This window comes from Bradyrhizobium yuanmingense (assembly GCF_029167105.1).
Lineage (GTDB): Bacteria > Pseudomonadota > Alphaproteobacteria > Rhizobiales > Xanthobacteraceae > Bradyrhizobium > Bradyrhizobium yuanmingense_A.
In genome coordinates this window covers 207190-223690 of the sequence record NZ_JARFML010000011.1, presented here as the reverse complement: position 1 = coordinate 223690, position 16501 = coordinate 207190, and the positions used below count along the sequence as shown (strand labels likewise).

The following is a 16501-nucleotide window of genomic DNA, read 5'->3' as shown; positions in this document are numbered from 1 at the left end:
CAGCCGGACCTTTATGAGTACACGGCCTTTCTGTCCTCACGCGGCGGAATCGTCTTCTGCTCAGACTTCGCGTCTGTGATCGCTTGGGACCGCTCTACCCTCATCCGAGACAATGGCGTTGCATTGTTGGAAATGGGAAGACAGCTCGAGGTCTGCCAGATGATCCCAGTATTCTGCTTCTGCGAGCAGCTTCCATTTGTTCATGCTGTTGTAGGCGGCCTGTTGACGGCACAATGAGCTCATCGCACGCAAGCGTCGCACTTTCTCCACTGCGAACCTCCCTCCGCGCCTGCTTGGTCGCAAGCGCATTTGTGTCTACAGAGTTTCGCAGATCGAATTGACGAGTGATAGTCCGGGATTCGACGGGTGAAATCGATGATAGCGCAATCGTCTGACTTTTCACGAGACACTCGAGGCAACTACACCACCGTCCTGTGCCGCGCGATGCAAGTGCGCAGCACCTCGTCCATCGGCTTGCCCCACCAATCGTTGGAGAAAATCTCGATTTCGGAATAGCCGGCAAAGCCCTGGGCTTCGACGGCCTGGCGCACCGATTTGATGTCGATGACGCCGTCGCCCATCATGCCGCGGTCGTTGAGAATGTCCTTGGTCGGCACCAGCCAGTCGCAGACGTGGAACGCGAGCAGGCGATCCCGGCCGGCGCGTGCGATCTGGTCCATCAGTTCCGGGTCCCACCAGATGTGATAGACGTCGAGCGCAACGCCGAGCATGCCGGTGCGGCCGGGGTCGAGCCGGTCGCAGATGTCGAGCGCCTGCTTGGTCGTGTTCACGCAGGCGCGGTCGGCCGCATAGGCCGGATGCAGCGGCTCGATCGCCAGCGGCAGCTTAGCCTGCTTGGCGTAGTCGAGCATGTCGGCGAGCGCTTCCTCGACCTGTCCGCGCGCTGCCACCAGATCCTTCGAAGCCTCACTGCCCGGCCGCGAATATTGCGGCAGGCCGCCGACGACGAGGACGATGCAGGGCGCGCCCAGCGCCTTGGCTTCATCGACGCAGCGCCTGTTATCGTCGCGCATCTCGCCCCGGCGCGCGGCATCCGAGGTGAACATGCCGCCGCGGCAATAGCCTGATAGCTCGAGGCCGGCCTCGCGCACCGCGCGCGCGGCGCGGTCGAGCCCGACGTTCGCGACCTGGTCGCGCCAGGGATCGATGGCGCGGATGCCGTGACGTGCGCAGGCGTCGATGATCTCGATGAGATCCCCCTGCTTGCGGACCGTCGCCGTGTTCAGCGACAGCCAGCGATGGTCGGACGAGAAATCGCGCATCAGGATTCAAGTCCATGCGAGGCCAGCACGGTCTTCATCCGCTGCGTCGCGAGTTCGGGGTTGGCGAGCAGACCGGCCTTGTCGGCGAGACGGAACAGCTCGGCCAGATGCAGCGTGGAGCGGGTGCTCTCCTGACCCCCGACCATAGTGAAGTGATCCTGGTGACCGTTGAGGTAGGCCATGAACACGACACCGGTCTTGTAGAACCGCGTCGGCGCCTTGAAGATGTGGCGTGACAGCGGCACCGTCGGGCCCAGCACGTCGTGAAAGCCCGCTTCGTCGCCCGAGGCCAGCCGCGACAGCGCGTAGGATGCCGCCGGCGCGATGGCATCGAAGATGCCGAGCAGCGCGTGCGAAAAGCCTTCGCTGTCGCCGGCGATCAGCTCCGCGTAGTTGAAATCGTCGCCGGTATACATCTTGATGCGCTGGTCGAGGCGCCGGCGCATATCGATCTCGCGCTGCTTGTCGAGCAGCGAGACCTTGACGCCGTCGACCTTGGCGGCGTTGCCGTTGATGATGGCGACCGCAGTATCCATCGCCTTCTCGAGATCCCCAGTGCCCCAATATCCCGCCAGCGCCGGATCGAACATGTCGCCGAGCCAGTGAATGATGACGGGTTCACGGACCTGCGAGAGCATGCGGTCATAGACTTTGGCGTAATCGTCGGCGTTGCGACCGAGTTTTGCGAGGGCGCGCGAGGCCATCAGGATGATGCGGCCGCCGACCTTCTCGACCGCCGAGATCTGCTCCTCATAGGCACGGATGACGTCGTCGAGGCTCCTCGCGTCCTCCACCGCGAGATGATCCGTGCCGGCGCCCGAGAACACCAGCGCGTTGCGCCGCTTGGCGGCGGCGACCGAGCGCGTGATCAGCTCCCGCGAGGTCGGCCAGTCCAGCCCCATGCCGCGCTGCGCAGTGTCCATGGCTTCGGCAACGCCGAGACCGAGGTCCCAGACGTGCTCGCGGAAGGCGATGGTCCTGTCCCAGTCGACCGCAGCTGACAGCCAGGGATCGTTGTCGGCGAGGGGATCGGCGACGGTGTGCACGGCCGAGAACGCGATGCGGTTCAGCGGCCCTTCGAGCTTTGCGGGGAACGTGCGCGAGGCAGCTAACCGATAGGTCTCGATCGAGCGATCGGGCTTGGGGAGCTTCAGCGACAGGGATGACAATGGTTGGACAGGCTTGTTCATTTTGGTCCTCTCTCCGTCATTGCGAGCGAAGCGAAGCAATCCAGACTGCCTCCGCGGAAAGATTCTGGATTGCTTCGCTTCGCTCGCAATGACGGCTCAGTAGACATCGGGATTATCCGACTGACCTCAAACCTTGATGGGTGCGACGTCGATCCAGCGCCGCTCCTTCCAGCTCTTCAGCGCGCATTCGGCGAGCTGCACGCCCTTGGCGCCTTCGAGCAGGGTGAACTTGTAGGGAGCATCCTCGTAGACGTGTCGGATGAACATCTCCCACTGTTCCTTGAAGCCGTTGTCATAGGAGACGTTATCCGGCAGCTTCTGCCAGTCGCCGTAGAAATCGTGCAGCCGCTTCTCGTCGGGGTTCCATACCGGCCGCGGGGTCGCCTGCCGCGCCTGGATCATGCAGTCGGAGAGGCCCGCGACCGCCGAGCCGAGCGTGCCGTCGACCTGGAAGGTGACGAGGTCGTCGCGGTAGACGCGCGTGACCCAGGACATGTTGATGTGGGCGATGATGCCACCCTCCAGCTGGAACGTGGCGTAGGCGGAATCGTCCGCGGTCGCCTTGTACTTCTGGGCCTGCTCGTCATAGCGCTCAGGAATGTCGGTGCTGCCGATGCAGCTGACGCTCTGGACGTTGCCGAAGAGGTTGTCGAGCACGTAGCGCCAATGGCAGACCATGTCGAGGATGATGCCGCCGCCATCTTCGCTGCGGTAGTTCCAGGAGGGCCGCTGCGCTTCCTGCCAGCCGCCTTCGAATACCCAATAGCCGAACTCGCCGCGCACCGAGAGGATGCGGCCGAAAAAGCCGGAGTCACGGAGGAAGGCGATCTTCTTCAGGCCCGGCAGGAACAGCTTGTCCTGCACGGTGCCGTGCTTGACGCCCTTGGCATTGGCGAGCTTCACGACCTCGACCGCCTCCTCGAAATTGGTCGCGATCGGCTTCTCGCAATAGACATGCTTGCCGGCGTTGATGGCCTGGGTCAGCAGGCCGGGACGCGCCTGCGTGGTCGCGGCATCGAAGAACATGGTGTCGTTCTTGTCGGCGAGCGCGGCATCGAGATCGGTGGTCCAACGCGTGATGTTGTAGCGCTTGGCGAGCGCCTCGACCTTCTCGGCATTGCGGCCGACCAGGATTGGATCGGGCATGACGCGGTCCCCGTTCTTCAGGCGGACGCCGCCCTGGTCGCGGATGGCGACGATCGAACGGATCAGATGCTGGTTGAGCCCCATGCGGCCGGTGACGCCGTTCATGATGAGGCCGAGGCGTTGGGTGGTCATGCCGGATACTCCTGAAGTGATGTCGGCTGTTCGAGCGGACGCAGCGCCGACCAGTCCGGATGGACTGACGTCGCAAAGCCCGCTGTGTTGAGCGATCCCGTCAGGAGATCGCCGTCGTGAATGGAAAGGCGGATGCCCTGCCCGGTGTCGGCATAGAGATCCGGATGCGCAGCGGCAAAGGCCGCAGCTTCGGCGAGAGGCGTCTCGCCAAAGCCGTCGACGTAGTGATGGCCGTTGCGCTCGGCGTGGGTGACGCCGATGAAGGCCCCGAGGGCGAGGTCCTGCTGCACGGCAAGGCCGGCCTGGCAGGTGAGATCCTCGCCGGTGACGAAGAATGTCTCGGCACCCGTCGTCCATTTTGCAGCGCGGGTCGCGTTGAGGATCGATTTGTAGAGACCCTTGCAGGATTTCGAGGAGATGCCGCGATAGCCGAGAGGCCTCATCTTTAAGAAAGCATCATAGGAATCATCGGCCTCGTCGATAATGAAAGCCCGCTCGGCAAGCGCTCCGAGCGCAGTCTGCCACGTGATGTCGCGCGGCATGGGTTGCTCGATGTAGAGAAGCCGGGTCGCGATTGGGCCTAGCGTCGCGTCGCGATCAAGCCGATCGATCAGTGTGCGCAGGGCTACAAGATCGGCGTATTGTTCATTGGCGTCGAGCGAGACGCTGTAGTCGTATCCGAGCGTGCCGAGCTCCTTGCCGATGCGCGTCAATCGCGACGCGTCTGCTTCCGGATTGCCCGACAGCTTGAGCTTGAAGTAGCGAGCGCCGGCATTTTCGCCTGCGTCGGCAATGCCACCCTCGCCCTCGATTTGGTCATCGAGGCCGACGGTGTGCCTGATGGCGACGCGCGGCAAGGGGCTGCACGCTTTCAGAAATGCCGCGATGTCGGCACTAGTCAGGTCGAGCGACATGCGCCCATCGATCCCTGCGATGTTGCCGGACATTCCGTCGAAGAAGCTGGTGCCGACTGCGCGCAGCAGCGCGTCGAGGATCGCTTTGTCAATTTCCGCCGGACCATAGCCCGCCGCAAGTGGCGGAATGTTCTCGTTCGCACATGCCCTGATTTGGGCACTGATGCACGAGGCATGCAGACCGAACGCCGGCCGAAAACCTGTCTCCACCAGATAGAGCTGGCGCGCGATCTGAAGCGAACGGCGCAACTCGTCCACCGTCTGCGCCGGCGACAGCTCCGGCCGCTTGTCGAACCATTTCGGCACCAGCAATTCGGCACTGGCACCGACCGCCGTTCCCCTGCCCTCCACCTCGATCTCCACCCGCACGAACAGCTGCGGTGTCGCATTGATCGTGATCGCACCAAAGCGGAACGGCCGCGCGAACTGCACGGGACGTTCGAAGAAGGCGATGTCTCGCAGCTTCAGGCGGGGGGACATGGTGTTAGTTGGTCCCGAACATTTGGCCAAGGCGGCGGTGCACCTCTCCCGCTTGCGGGAGAGGTCGGCACGAAGTGCCGGGTGAGGGTTTTCTCCTCTTGGGGAGTCTTGCCAGCGGAGACACCCTCTCCCCAACCCTCCCCCGCAAGCGGGGGAGGGAGCGCACCGTCGTCGCGGTTGCAGCCCAAACCAATCGCATGCCCTAATCCAATGCACCCTGCGAGAAGAAATGCTTGCGGATGCGCTGCACGAGCTCCGTAAACACCGGATCGGCCATCGCATCGAGCGAGCGCGGGCGCGGCAGCGGGACGTCGTAGATCGCGGCGATCGCGCCGGGGCGCTCGGTCATGACCAGCACGCGGTCGGCGAGGAACACGGCTTCCGGAATCGAATGCGTGATCAGGAGCACGGTCTTCTTCGTCTCGCGCTGGATCCGCATCAATTCGACATTCATGCGCTCGCGCGTCAGCGCATCGAGCGCGCCGAACGGCTCGTCCATCAGCATGATCTTCGGGTCGTGCACCAGCGCGCGGCAGATCGAGGCGCGCTGCTGCATGCCGCCGGAGAGCTGCCAGGGCAGCTTCTTCTCGAAGCCTTCGAGGCCGACCAGCTTCAGCAGCGACTTGGCGCGGTCGAGATATTCCTGCCGCGGCAGGCGCTTCATGTCGATCGGCAGCATCACATTGCCCAGGATGTTGCGCCAGGGCAGCAGCAGCGCGTTCTGGAACACGATGCCGACATTGCCATGCGGCGTCGTCACCTTCTGGCCCTCGACCAGGATCTCGCCCGTGGTCGGCGCCAGCAGGCCCGAGATCAATTTGAGCAGCGTGGACTTGCCGCAGCCGCTTGGGCCGACCACGACGAAGAACTCGCCGTCGTTGATGTGAAAGTCGAGCGGCCGCAACGACGGCACGTCGCCGTCGCGCGTCCGGTAGATCTTCGACACGCCCGACAGCTTGATGCCCGACGCATCGCCGGCAGCCCGGTCGCTCACCAGTCTCAGATGAGCGGCCGGCTGCGCGGTTTCACTCATGACAGTCGCAGGTTTCACGAGCCGCTCTTCGGCAGGTAATCGCTGGTGTAGAAAGCCTTCGGGTTCTCCTTGGCCTTGGCATCGAGGCCGCCATATTCGACCAGCAGATTGACGGTCTCGGTCATGTTCTGGTCAGTGACCTGGAACGGCCGCTTGCCCTTGGTCTCCGCGGTCCGGTAGAGCGGGATGGTCAGCTCAAAACCCTGCGTCAGCGTGTCGATCTTGCCGCCCTTGGGGTTGGCATCGAGGATCGATTGCGCCGCGGCCTTCGGCTCCTTCTCGGCGGCCTCGACCGCTTTCGTCGTCGCCGACATGAAGCGGCGGACGAGATCGGCATTTGCCTTCACATAGTCGGTGTTGGCGATGACACCCGAGGACACCATGTTGATGCCGTAGTCGGCGAACTTGATCGGATAGACCTCCTTGCCGGTGGCGTCCTTGATCTTCATCGACTGGTCCATGACGTAGCCGAGCAGGAGATCGGCCTGGCCGTTGATGACGGCGTTGAGCTTGGTCTGGCCGTCGCCGGCGACCGTCTTGAAGTCGCTCTCCTTCAGGCCGGTCTTCTTCAGGAACAGCGGCCAGATCTGGGTCATGGAGTCGGCCGGCGTGATCGCCACCGTCTTGCCCTTGATGTCCTCGGGCTTCCTGATGTTCTTCTCGGCGAAGCCCATCGCGGACATCGGGGAGGTCTGCAGCAGCACGCCGGTCGCAACCACGGGCGCGCCCTTGATCGCGGCGCGCATCATGGTGGGGACGTCGACATAGCCGAAGTCCGCGGTCTTGGCGGCGACGGCCTGCGTGGTTGCAGCCGAGCCGCGGCCTTCCTGGATCTCGAGCTCGATGCCTTCGGCCGCGTAGATGCCCTTGGCCTTGCCGTAATAGAACGGCGCGTGCTCGCCATAGACGTACCAGTTCAGCATCAGCACGACCTTGTCGGCTGCCTGCGCCGGCATGGCTGCGAACGCCATCAGTGCCACGGATGCAGCTCCAATCCACTTCCTCATCGTCACTCTCCCTGTCGTTGTTGCGTCGGCCGTTGGTGGCCGTTCGTTCTTTGGTTACGAAGCGAAAATCACGTCTTCGCGCTGGCTGACATGCCAGGGAATGACCAGCTTCTCGATCCGGTCGACGATCCAGAACAGGACCACGCCGAGCAGCGCCAGGATCACGAGCGCTGCAAACATCGTCGGCAGGTCGAAGGTGCCGATCGAGCGTTGCATCACGTAGCCGATGCCGGAATTGGAGCCGACGAACTCGCCGACCACCGCGCCGACCACGGCCAGCGTCACCGAGACTTTGAGGCCGGAGAAGATCGCCGGCAGCGCATGCGGCAGGTTCACCGCGCGAAACACCTGCAGGCGGCTGCCCTGCATGGCACGAGCGAGATCGACCATGTCGGGATCGACCGACTTGAAGCCTTGTACCGCGGAGACCACCACCGGGAAGAAGCCGAGCAGGAACGCCGAGATCACCTTGGGAATGATGCCGAAGCCGAACCAGACCACGAACAGCGGTGCGATCGCGATCTTCGGCACAGATTGCGAGAACACCAGCAGCGGATAGATATAGCTCTCCACCGTCTTCGAGCCCGCGATCAGCATCGCGACGGGAATGCCGAACAGCGCCGACAGCAGGAAGCCGCAGACGGTGGCATAGGTGGTCGGCCAGGACTGGCGCAGCAGTTCCGGCCATTCGGTGCGCAGCACGGCGACGACATCGAGCGGCGCCGGGATTTGATACGCGGGGATTCTGAACAGCCGGATCGCGAGATCCCAGGCGACGACGATGAAGACCAGGAACAAGAACGGCCGAACCCAGGCTGCATTCAGCAGCTTGGAAACAGCGTTTTGCGGCTTGGGCTCGGCCAATTTTCACTCCCGGCAGTCTTCTTCGCTATGGGGAGAAATTAACCCGTTGGATAAATACTGTCCAGAGCTTTCCCTGTGACGTTTTGTGCCTCCAGCCGGATCCGGGAGCTTCGGGAACGGGACTATCGCCTGCCGTGTCCCGGACGCGCTGCAACGCGAAGCGGTGCCGCGCTGCGTCCGGGGGCACGAGAGCGGAGTGAGGTGCACGCCCGCCTCCACGTCGTCATTGCGAGCGCAGCGAAGCAATCCAGGCTGCCGCCGCGGAAAGATTCTGGATTGCTTCGCTGCGCTCGCAATGACGGAGCAAGGCGCCCCATCATGGCCACGGGCTACACCGTCTGCACCGCCGCAGCCCGCGACTTCGGCGCCTTGGCGACCTCAAACAGCGCCGCGGATTGGCCCGTCAGCGCCGCCAGCACGAGGCCGATCATGTGCGCCAGCCGCTCGTCCTTGGCCTTGTTGTCCAGGAGATCGCGGCCGAAAATCACGCTGAGCGTTGCCGAATTGGAGAGATAGAAGAAGCTGAGCGCCGCGATGGAGATGTAGAGCTGCACCGGATCGACCGCGACCTGGAAATCGCCGCTATCGACGCCGCGGCGCACCACGGTGCGGATCATCTCGACGAAGGGCGAGTGCATCGACTTGACCTTGGTCGATTTCTTCAGGTGCTTGGCGCGCGCGAGGTTCTCGGTCTGCAGCAGCGAGAGGAATTCGGGATTGCGCAGGAAGTAGTTCCAGGTGAACTCGATCAGGCGGCGGATCGCCTCGGGGGGATCGAGATGCTCGAGGTCGAGCCCCCGCTCCTCGCTGCGGATCTTGTCATAGGCGCCTTCGAGCACGGCGAGATAGAGCTCGTCCTTGTTGCCGACGTGATAGTAGAGCATGCGCTTGTTGGCGCCGGCCTTGGCCGCGATGCGGTCGACGCGCGCGCCGGCAAGGCCATGGGCGGAAAACTCCTGCTTGGCGGCTTCGAGAATGCGCAGCCGCATCCCCTCGGGGTCGCGCTGCCATTTCAGAGTTCGCTTTGCCTTCGCCAAACCGGGTGCTCGCTGGGTGCTCTCGGTACGCGTGTAGCACGCGGGGGAGCGTTTGAGAACGTTTCGTCATTCCGGGGCGCCCGGGTTCGATGCTACGCATCGCCCCGGAATGACAGAATCACTCCGCCGGCTTCGGCGAACGCTCCAGCAGCACGGTCTGGATTCCGCAGGTGCCGTTGCGGACGGTCATGATGCGCGTCCCCGGCTTGCGGCCGGTGCGGACCTCTGAGACGTCGAGTCCGCTCGCGATCAGGCGGGCGCGGGTGGCGTCTATGTCGCCGACCCGCCAGCTCAGGCCCCAGAGCCGGTCATGCGCGGCATCGCCGCCCGCGACCGGGCGGCGCACCACCTCGACGATGAGGTCGCCGCAGCGGAAGAACATCAGCTGGCCCCAGTCCTGGTGCGAGCGGTCGAGCGCGAGATCAAGGCCGAGCCGGGCGCCGTAGAGCGCGGCGGCGCGCTCGGAATCCTCCGTGGTGACGACGACGTGGTCGAGCCCCTCGATCGGCGCGATGTCGGTCACGGCGGACTTCGGACGCTCGTCGGCCAGCTCCAGGAAGAACATGCGCACGCCGCGCGTCAGCTCCGTCGCGGCCCGCGTGCGCTTCCAGTGCAGCACGGCGTCGGTGGCGGCGTCGCTGCTCTCGACCTCGGCGACCGGGTCGGGCCTCAGGGCCACCCGCTCCAGCCGCCGGTGCATCTTGCCGATGTCGGCGACACGAAAGCACAGGCTGGCGAGGATGCCTTCCTGGTCGCCGAGCAGTGCGCGCATGCGGTCGGCGGTGACGCTGAAGCCGTGAGGGGCCATCAGCTCGACGGTCATGTTGTCGAGGGTGAACAGCACCCGGTCGGCGCCCTCGCCCGAATTCTGCCAGGCCGGCGCGCGGGCGAGCAGCGTCTGATAGGCCGCCCTGGCCACACCGATATCGCTCACCAGAACGACGACGTGATCGAGGCCGGTGATCATTTTGCACCCTTTTGATGGACGGGGAACCCCGGGAGCGAAAGACGGCGTTTGTCCGGGCTTGGCATTGGCCAGTGATGGTCGTATTCCCCCAAGATGCTGACCTCAAGCGCTTCGGGCGGCAGTTTTGCGAATAATTTCAGCGTCCCTCCGGAGCGGAACCGGTGCTAGAGTAATCCGCCGGCCGGGACCACAAGCGCATCACGGACAAGCAATGCAGGCTCTCTTCATCGGACAGACCTATATCGACGTCGTCTTCATCACCGACCACATGCCGACCGGCGACGAGAAGCACGTGGCGCGTGACTACGCGGTCTCCTTCGGCGGCAATGCGGTGACGGCGGCGTTCTGCTGCGCCAAGCTCGGCATCGTGCCGGACCTGATCGCGACCGCAGCCAATGACTGGCTGGGGCGCATGTTCCAGGACATGTGCGCGAAGTACGGCATCTCGCTGCATGGGCGCAAGGTCAACCAGTCCTCGCTCTCCTTCATCATGCCCAAGGACGGCAAGCGCGCCATCGTCCGCTGCCGCGACGACGAGCACATCCACCCCTTTCCGATGCTCAATCTCGGCGGCTGCCGCGCGCTGCATGTCGACGGCCACCAGCCGGATGCCGCCATCCACTACGCCAAGGTGTGCCGCGAGGCCGGCATCCTGACCTCGCTCGACGGCGGCGGCCTGCGCACCAACACCCATGAGCTGCTGGAATTCATCGACGTCGCCATCGTCGCCGAGCGCCTGTGCGAGCAGATGGATCTGACGCCGGAGAAGATGCTCGACTACCTCAAGGGCCGCGGCTGCAAGATCGGCGGCGTCACCATGGGCGAGAAGGGCCTGTTCTGGTACGACGAAACCGGGACGGTGCAGGTGATGCCGGCGATGCCGATTCCGCGCGAGCGCGTGATCGACACCAACGGCGCCGGCGACGTCTTCCACGGCGCCTATGTCTATTCCTACCTCGCCCATCCCGGCAAAAGCTGGCGCGAGCATTTCGACTTTGCCCGCGCCGCGTCCACCTTCAAGATCCAGCGCCTCGGCAACGAGGCCGGCTTGCCGACGCTGGTCGACATCGCCAAGGTCAGGCACGAGTTCGAGGTCAGGGTCTAGAAAGAGATGGGGCGCGTCTTCGTCGCCGGCAGCATCAACATGGATGTGGTGGCCACGGCCGATCGCCATCCACGAATCGGCGAGACCGTCGCCGGCCGCCAGGTGCTGTATTTCCCGGGCGGCAAGGGCGCGAACCAGGCGGTGGCCGCCTCGCGGTTAGGGGCGCGGACCACGCTGATCGGACGGCTGGGCCGGGACTCGTTCGGCGCCGAGCTGAAGGCCTTTCTCGGCGGGCAGGGCATCGATCTCGGCTATATCGTGGAGACGGCCGAGGCGCACACCGGGACGGCCATCATCACGGTGGCCGAGGCCGACAACACCATCGTCGTTCCCGGGGCCAACGGGCTGGTCGGCGCTGACGACGTCAGCGTCGTGCCGCTGCTGAAGGGTGACGTCGCCGTCAGCCAGTTCGAAATTCCGCTGCCGACGATCGATGCCTTCTTCCACCGCGCCCGCGCGGCGGGGGCGGTGACGGTGCTGAACCCGGCACCGGCGCAGAAGATGCCGGTCGAGCTGCTGGCGCTGGTCGACATCCTCGTCTTGAACGAGACCGAGCTCGGCTTTCTCGCAGGCGTAGAGCTCTCCGAGAGCGACGCGGCCGCCCGCATCACCGATGTCGCGCGAAAACTTCAGGCGCGCGAGGACCAGACCATCTGCGTCACGCTCGGCAAGCGCGGCGTGCTCGCGCTCGCCGGACGCGAGGAGATGGCCGTGCAGGGGCGCGCGGTGACAGCGGTCGACACCACAGGCGCCGGCGATTGTTTCGTCGGCGCGCTGGCCGCGCAACTGGCCGAGGGCGCAGCCTTGCGCACCGCCCTCGTCTTCGCCAACGCCGCCGCCTCGATCAGCGTGCAGCGGATGGGCGCCGGGCCATCGATGCCGACGGCGGCGGACGCGGCGGCGGTGCTGTAGACGGTGCGCTCTCTTCACCTCGCCCCGCTTGCGGGGAGAGGTCGGATTGCATCGCAGATGCAATCCGGGTGAGGGGGTACAGGTCTCGTGACTATCACATCCTGCGGAGAAAGTCCCTCACCCCGACCCGCTCGCCGTAAGAACGGGGAGAGGGAGAACAGGGATCACGCCAGCGCACTCTTGAGGTCGAAGCTTTCGTCGGCGGCCTGCTCCGGCGTGATGGTGCGGTCCATGGCCTGCAATCTCCGGCCGAACATGTGATCGCCGGCGCGGTTGATGGACTCGATGCCGAGCAGCTTGTCGCCGTGATAGCAGAACGCCGAGAACGCCTTCTTGGCGGGATCGCCGCGCAGCACGACGCGGTCGTAGCCAGTCGTCAGCCCCGCGATCTGGAGCTTGTCGTCGCCCTGATCGCTCCAGAACCAGGGATGGCTGTCGTACGGTTTCTTATCCCCGGTCAGCTTTGCCGCGAGGCAGCGGGCCTGATCGGTGGCGTTCTGCACCGATTCCAGCCGCAGCGATCCGCCGAAGCGCGGGCTTGCGAACAGCGCGCAATCGCCGATGGCCGAAATGTTCGGATCAGCCGTCGACAGATATTCATCGACGATGATGCCGGCGGCAACCGGCAGCCCTGCCTCGGCCGCGAGTTCGATGTTCGGCAGCACACCGACGCCGACCACGACGAGGTCGGCCGGCAGATGCCGCCCGTCGCTCAAGGACACGCCGGTGACCTTGCCGGCCTCGGCTTCGATCGAGGTCGCCTGCACACCGAGATGGATACGGATGCCGGCCTCGCGGTGGCGCGCCTGAAAATATTCGGAGACCTCCGCCGTCACCGCCCGCGCCATCACGCGCGGGGCGAGCTCGAGCACGTCGACCTCGAGGCCCTTGATGCGGGCGGTCGCGGCGAATTCGAGGCCGATGAAGCCGGCGCCGATGATCACGGCGCGCGTCTTCGACGGCATGATCGCGCGCAGCGCCTCGCTGTCGTCGAGGATGCGCAAGTATTTCACGTCGGGCAGATTGGCATTGGGTAGATCGAGCAGGCGATTGCGCGCGCCGGTCGCCAGCACGAGGTGCCAATAGTCCAGCGTCTCACCGGATGCGAGATGCACCTTACGCGCGGAGCGGTCGATCGAGGCGGCGCGGCCCGCGATCAGCTCGATGGTCTGGTCCTGGTAAAACTTCTCAGGCCGGAACATCAGGCTCTCCGGACCCGCGGAGCCCTTGATGTAGGCCTTGGACAGCGGCGGCCGCTGATAGGGCAGATGCGGCTCGTCATTGATCAGGCAGATGCGCTCGGCAAAGCCGGCCTGGCGCAGCGACGCCGCGATCTGGTAGCCGCCATGGCCGGCACCGACGATGATCACCGGGCCGGTCATCGGACAGCCCATTTCCGGAAGACACGAGCGTGACCCATGCCGCCTCCTCTCTCGCTGATTTTGGTTGCTGGCCTTGCGAGGAGCCGGCGCTCGTGTCCGTCCCTTGGCGAAAGCGGCTCCATTTGAGCCTATCGTTCCGCCCGGCGCAAGAGCGGCGGTTCGGGGATTGTCACCCCTGCCCTTCTGCGATTTAGTTCGAGCCTCGACCTCCTGCCGGAGAAATCCAGATGACCGCTCCCGTCTCAAAGCCCGACGATCCCGCCCTGCTGGGGATCGACGGCCCAATCGCGACCATCACGCTGAACCGCCCTGCCGCGTTCAATGCGATCGACCTTGCGATTGCGCAGAAGCTCGAGCAGCTCGCGGCCTATCTCGAAGGCGCCGACGACATCCGCGTCGTCGTGCTCGAAGGTGAAGGCCGCGCGTTCTGCGCCGGCGGTGATCTGCAGACGATCGGCGCCGCCGCCGAAGCCGGCACGGTGACGCCCGTGGTCGGCGAGCTATTGAAGCACTATCACGCCTTCATCGAGATCATCAGGCGCATGCCGAAGATCTCGCTGTCGAGCGTGCACGGCTCGGCGGCCGGCGCCGGCATGGGCCTCGCCTTCGTCACCGACCTCTGCATCGCCGCGGATGACGCCAAGTTCACGCCGGCCTATGCCAAGATCGGCGTGTCGCCGGACGGCGGCTCGACCGTCGGCATCGTCGGCACGGTGGGATCGCGCCGCGCGCTGCAGATTCTTCTCGCCGAGGACAATTTTACCGCCCAGCAGGCCCATGAATGGGGGCTCGTCGCCAAGACCGTTCCCGCCGCCGAGCTGAAGGCTGCGACGCGAAAACTTGCCGAACGTCTCGCGCAGAACCCACCGGCAGCGATCGCCGGCACCAAGCAGCTGGTCTACCAGGCCGCGACCACGCCGGTGAAGCAACAGTTAGACGCCGAGGAGCACAAGATCATCATGGCGATGAACACGGAAGAATTCCGCACCGCCGTGAAGAAGTTCACGAGCAAGAGCAAGTAGCGAGGCGGCGGCTCAGCCCTTCGCGGGGCCCGTCCTCTGCATGAAGTCGAAATCGCAGCCCTCGTCGGCCTGCAGGATGGTCTCGTTGAACAGCCAGGCGTAGCCGCGCCGCGCCTCTTCCGGCGCGGCCACCGGCTTCAACGCAGCGCGGCGCCGCTCCAGCTCGGCGGCATCGACCAGGAGCTCGATGCTGCGCTTGGCCACATCGAGGCGGATCATGTCGCCGTTCTCAACCAGCGCCAGCGGTCCGCCGACGGCGGATTCCGGGGTGATGTGCAGCACGATGGTGCCGAACGCGGTGCCGCTCATGCGCGCATCCGAGATGCGCACCATGTCCTTGGTGCCGCCGCGCGCGAGCTTCTTCGGGATCGGCAGATAGCCGGCTTCCGGCATGCCCGGCGCGCCCTTCGGGCCGGCATTGCGCAGCACCAGCACGTCGTCGGCGTTGACGTCGAGATCGGGATCGTCGACCCGCAAGGTCATGTCCTCGACGGATTCGAACACGACGGCGCGCCCGGTGTGCTGCAGCAGCTTCGGGCTCGCGGCCGATTGCTTGATGACCGCGCCGCGCGGGGCGAGATTGCCGTGCAGGATGGCGAGGCCGCCCTCCTTCTTGATCGGATTGTCGCGCGGGCGGATGGCATCCTGGCCCGGCACGTCCTCCGCATTCGCCGCGATCTCACGCAGCGTCTGGCCGCTGATGGTCCTGGCATCGAGATCGACGAGATCGCCGAGCTGCGCCAGCAGCTTCGGCACCCCGCCGGCGTGGTGGAAGTGCTCCATATAGTGCTCGCCGGATGGCTTGAGATCGACCAGGACCGGCACCTCGCGGCCGATCTGGTCGAACGCTGCGAGATCGAGCCGGTGCGGCGAGCGATGCGCCATCGCGGTCAGATGGATCAAGCCGTTGGTCGAGCCGCCGATCGCCTGCAGCACGACTTGCGCGTTCTTGAACGAGGCCGGCGTCAACACTTCGCTCGGCTTCGGACCCTTGGTCTTGGCCATCTCCGCGGCAACCTTGCCGCTGGCCTCGGCGAGACGGAAGCGCTCGGCATGAGGCGCCGGAATCGTCGCGCTCATCGGGAGCGACAGGCCCATCGCCTCGATCATGCAGGCCATGGTCGAGGCCGTGCCCATCACCATGCAGGTGCCGACCGACGGCGCGAGGCGGCCATTCACCGCCTCGATCTCGGAATCATCCATGTCGCCGGCGCGATATTTCGCCCAGAGACGGCGGCAATCGGTGCAGGCCCCCAGCACCTCGCCCTTGTGATGACCGACCACCATCGGCCCGACGGGGATGACCACAGTCGGCAGGTCGGCGCTGATCGCGGCCATCACCTGCGCCGGCAGCGTCTTGTCGCAGCCGCCGATCACGATCACCGCATCCATCGGCTGGGCGCGGATCATCTCCTCGGTGTCCATCGCCATCAGATTGCGCAGGTACATCGAGGTCGGATGCGCAAAGCTCTCCGCGATCGAGATGGTCGGGAACACGAACGGCATCGCGCCCGACAGCATCACGCCGCGCTTGGCAGCTTCGATGATCTGCGGGACGTTGCCGTGGCAGGGATTGTAGTCGCTATAGGTGTTGGTGATGCCGACGATCGGGCGCTCCAGCGCGTCGTCAGAATAGCCCATGGCCTTGATGAACGCCTTGCGCAGGAACAGCGAGAAACCGGCATCGCCATAGCTCGTCAGACCCTTGCGCAAGCCACTCGTCATCAGGGCGCTCCCTTCAGCTTTTGTCGTGGTGGTAAGGCCAGCGCCCTGATTGTCAATAACTCGACTTGCAGGCCTGACGCTTGGTTTCTGGCACTCCTGGGCACCGCACGGCATTGCCGCACGGGACGGCGCCGAACGCGCAGGGAATCTCCCGTTTCCAGCCTCTCCAGCGTGGATCTGGACCCGACCCGCCGCCAGCCGAAGTGAATTCCATCGAACGCAACTAAGAATGATTAGCAAGTAGTTGCACGCCCGGCCATTCTGTGGAATCTTTGTTGCGAATGACTTGCAATAGCAAGGGC

Annotated in this window: 14 protein-coding genes; 3 read left to right on the top strand and 11 right to left on the bottom strand. The window is 64.9% G+C overall.

The genetic code is table 11. From position 1 onward, the window contains the following. Positions 1-419: 419 nt before the first annotated feature. The 9 genes from P0R31_RS17025 to P0R31_RS16985 all read right to left on the bottom strand — a co-directional run bounded on the left by P0R31_RS17025 (position 420) and on the right by P0R31_RS16985 (position 10053). On the bottom strand, positions 420-1283 hold the full coding sequence (locus P0R31_RS17025; RefSeq protein ID WP_275515013.1) for a sugar phosphate isomerase/epimerase family protein: 864 nt from the start codon (positions 1281-1283) through the stop codon (positions 420-422). Next, entirely contained in the window at positions 1283-2473 is a 1191-nt protein-coding gene (locus P0R31_RS17020) for a dihydrodipicolinate synthase family protein (RefSeq protein ID WP_275515012.1), read from the bottom strand. Before P0R31_RS17020 ends, P0R31_RS17025 begins: the two co-directional genes overlap by 1 nt. Positions 2474-2599: 126 nt before the next feature. Beyond that, complete coding sequence (locus tag P0R31_RS17015) at positions 2600-3751, bottom strand: Gfo/Idh/MocA family protein (protein ID WP_275515011.1); 1152 nt, start codon at positions 3749-3751, stop codon at positions 2600-2602. Next, positions 3748-5145 carry a hypothetical protein gene (locus tag P0R31_RS17010; RefSeq protein ID WP_275515010.1) on the bottom strand — a complete coding sequence of 466 codons (1398 nt, stop codon included), beginning with the start codon at positions 5143-5145 and terminating at the stop codon, positions 3748-3750. The genes P0R31_RS17015 and P0R31_RS17010 overlap by 4 nt, the downstream gene beginning before the upstream one ends. Before the next feature lie 202 nt (positions 5146-5347). Next, complete coding sequence (locus tag P0R31_RS17005; RefSeq protein ID WP_275515047.1) at positions 5348-6178, bottom strand: ABC transporter ATP-binding protein; 831 nt, start codon at positions 6176-6178, stop codon at positions 5348-5350. A gap of 14 nt (positions 6179-6192) precedes the next feature. After that, on the bottom strand, positions 6193-7185 hold the full coding sequence (locus P0R31_RS17000) for an ABC transporter substrate-binding protein (protein ID WP_275515009.1): 993 nt from the start codon (positions 7183-7185) through the stop codon (positions 6193-6195). Between the two features lie 54 nt (positions 7186-7239). Then, positions 7240-8049 (bottom strand): ABC transporter permease, encoded by an 810-nt coding sequence (locus P0R31_RS16995; protein ID WP_128263494.1) that lies wholly within the window; start codon positions 8047-8049, stop codon positions 7240-7242. A gap of 329 nt (positions 8050-8378) precedes the next feature. Then, positions 8379-9086: a TetR/AcrR family transcriptional regulator gene (locus P0R31_RS16990; RefSeq protein ID WP_275515008.1), complete on the bottom strand. Its 708-nt coding sequence runs from the start codon at positions 9084-9086 to the stop codon at positions 8379-8381. 118 nt (positions 9087-9204) lie between these two features. Further along, entirely contained in the window at positions 9205-10053 is an 849-nt protein-coding gene (locus P0R31_RS16985; RefSeq protein WP_275515007.1) for a VOC family protein, read from the bottom strand. 211 nt (positions 10054-10264) lie between these two features. Here P0R31_RS16985 and P0R31_RS16980 point away from each other — a divergent pair, with 211 nt between their 5' ends. Both P0R31_RS16980 and P0R31_RS16975 read left to right on the top strand, forming a co-directional pair. Beyond that, entirely contained in the window at positions 10265-11158 is an 894-nt protein-coding gene (locus tag P0R31_RS16980; RefSeq protein ID WP_036043087.1) for a sugar kinase, read from the top strand. Between the two features lie 6 nt (positions 11159-11164). Beyond that, entirely contained in the window at positions 11165-12070 is a 906-nt protein-coding gene (locus P0R31_RS16975; RefSeq protein ID WP_275515006.1) for a ribokinase, read from the top strand. A 164-nt stretch (positions 12071-12234) separates the two neighbouring features. Here P0R31_RS16975 and P0R31_RS16970 read toward each other — a convergent pair whose 3' ends face one another. Further along, positions 12235-13452, bottom strand: a complete 1218-nt coding sequence (locus P0R31_RS16970; protein ID WP_275515005.1) for an NAD(P)/FAD-dependent oxidoreductase — start codon at positions 13450-13452, stop codon at positions 12235-12237. Positions 13453-13679: 227 nt separating this feature from the next. Between P0R31_RS16970 and P0R31_RS16965 the strand changes: the two genes are divergently transcribed. Next, positions 13680-14474 (top strand): enoyl-CoA hydratase/isomerase family protein, encoded by a 795-nt coding sequence (locus P0R31_RS16965; RefSeq protein WP_275515004.1) that lies wholly within the window; start codon positions 13680-13682, stop codon positions 14472-14474. Positions 14475-14486: 12 nt separating this feature from the next. Here P0R31_RS16965 and P0R31_RS16960 read toward each other — a convergent pair whose 3' ends face one another. Then, entirely contained in the window at positions 14487-16199 is a 1713-nt protein-coding gene (locus tag P0R31_RS16960; protein ID WP_275515003.1) for an IlvD/Edd family dehydratase, read from the bottom strand. Positions 16200-16501 lie beyond the last annotated feature (302 nt).

Coding starts and splice junctions, on each gene's coding strand:
- P0R31_RS17025 (WP_275515013.1), bottom strand. CDS start 1,283: ATGCGCGATTTCTCGTCCGACCATCGCTGGCTGTCGCTGAACACGGCG.
- P0R31_RS17020 (WP_275515012.1), bottom strand. CDS start 2,473: ATGAACAAGCCTGTCCAACCATTGTCATCCCTGTCGCTGAAGCTCCCC.
- P0R31_RS17015 (WP_275515011.1), bottom strand. CDS start 3,751: ATGACCACCCAACGCCTCGGCCTCATCATGAACGGCGTCACCGGCCGC.
- P0R31_RS17010 (WP_275515010.1), bottom strand. CDS start 5,145: ATGTCCCCCCGCCTGAAGCTGCGAGACATCGCCTTCTTCGAACGTCCC.
- P0R31_RS17005 (WP_275515047.1), bottom strand. CDS start 6,178: ATGAGTGAAACCGCGCAGCCGGCCGCTCATCTGAGACTGGTGAGCGAC.
- P0R31_RS17000 (WP_275515009.1), bottom strand. CDS start 7,185: ATGAGGAAGTGGATTGGAGCTGCATCCGTGGCACTGATGGCGTTCGCA.
- P0R31_RS16985 (WP_275515007.1), bottom strand. CDS start 10,053: ATGATCACCGGCCTCGATCACGTCGTCGTTCTGGTGAGCGATATCGGT.
- P0R31_RS16980 (WP_036043087.1), top strand. CDS start 10,265: ATGCAGGCTCTCTTCATCGGACAGACCTATATCGACGTCGTCTTCATC.
- P0R31_RS16975 (WP_275515006.1), top strand. CDS start 11,165: ATGGGGCGCGTCTTCGTCGCCGGCAGCATCAACATGGATGTGGTGGCC.
- P0R31_RS16970 (WP_275515005.1), bottom strand. CDS start 13,452: ATGACCGGCCCGGTGATCATCGTCGGTGCCGGCCATGGCGGCTACCAG.
- P0R31_RS16965 (WP_275515004.1), top strand. CDS start 13,680: ATGACCGCTCCCGTCTCAAAGCCCGACGATCCCGCCCTGCTGGGGATC.
- P0R31_RS16960 (WP_275515003.1), bottom strand. CDS start 16,199: ATGACGAGTGGCTTGCGCAAGGGTCTGACGAGCTATGGCGATGCCGGT.